At 56.1% G+C, this 1,445-nt stretch carries 1 rRNA gene; it reads right to left on the reverse strand.

Going from position 1 to position 1,445, the window contains the following annotated elements:
* Window positions 1-1,293, reverse strand: a 23S ribosomal RNA gene (locus tag AC5Y31_RS21780); the annotation flags it as partial.
* Window positions 1,294-1,445: the final 152 nt, after the last annotated feature.

Below are 1,445 nucleotides of genomic sequence, written 5' to 3' on the forward strand. Positions count from 1 at the left end.
TACGTATTGCCGCGGCTTCGGCGGTGTGCTTGAGCCCCGCTACATTATCGGCGCACAATCACTTGACCAGTGAGCTATTACGCACTCTTTCAAGGGTGGCTGCTTCTAAGCCAACCTCCTGGTTGTCTTCGCGACTGCACATCCTTTTCCACTTAGCACACGCTTGGGGGCCTTAGCCGGCGATCTGGGCTGTTTCCCTCTCGACGCACGGAGCTTATCCCCCGCCGTCTCACTGCCACGCTTACACTCACCGGCATTCGGAGTTTGGCTGACGTCAGTAACCTAGTAGGGCCCATCGGCCATCCAGTAGCTCTACCTCCGGTGAGAAACACGCAACGCTGCACCTAAATGCATTTCGGGGAGAACCAGCTATCACGGAGTTTGATTGGCCTTTCACCCCTACCCACAACTCATCCCCTCAGTCTTCAACCTAAGTGGGTTCGGGCCTCCACGCGGTCTTACCCGCGCTTCACCCTGGCCATGGGTAGATCACTCCGCTTCGGGTCCACAACACGCCACTACACCACACACTGTTGTGCGGATACGCCCTATTCAGACTCGCTTTCGCTGCGGCTACCCCACCCGGGTTAACCTCGCGACGTGCCGGTGACTCGCAGGCTCATTCTTCAAAAGGCACGCCATCACCCCACTCAAAGAGAGGGCTCTGACGGATTGTAGGCACATGGTTTCAGGTACTATTTCACTCCCCTCCCGGGGTACTTTTCACCATTCCCTCACGGTACTCGTCCGCTATCGGTCATCGAGAAGTATTCAGGCTTACCGGGTGGTCCCGGCAGATTCACAGCGAATTCCACGGGCTCGCTGCTACTTGGGAAATCATCGCAAGGCAGGTGTCGGATTTTCACGTACCGGGCTCTCACCGTCTACGGCAGACCATCCCAGGCCACTTCCGCTAACCACAACACTTTCTCACTGCCCTCCAGCCAGGTAGAGCCGGACACAACACTCCCACAACCCCGCATGCACAACCCCTACCCGGTATCACATACATACGGTTTAGCCATCCTCCGCTTTCGCTCGCCACTACTCACGGAATCACATTTTGTTTTCTTCTCCTACGGGTACTGAGATGTTTCACTTCCCCGCGTTACCTCCCCACCGGCTATACATTCACCGGAGGGTGACACGACATCACTCGTGCCGGGTTTCCCCATTCGGACATCCTCGGATCCACGCTCGGTTGACAGCTCCCCGAGGCATATCGCAGCCTCCCACGTCCTTCATCGGCTCTCGATGCCAAGGCATCCACCATGCGCCCTTAAACACTTACAAACACAAAAACCAAGAAACAAAAATTGCAAAACAAACAAGACCACAAGCCTTGCTCGTTAGATGCTCGCAACCACTATCCACAAAACAAACACCACACCCCACCACCAAGTGTGAGGCGACAACACACCCACCCCCCACAGGGGGCAACAAAC

The organism is Mycobacterium sp. NGS18 (assembly GCF_059813185.1).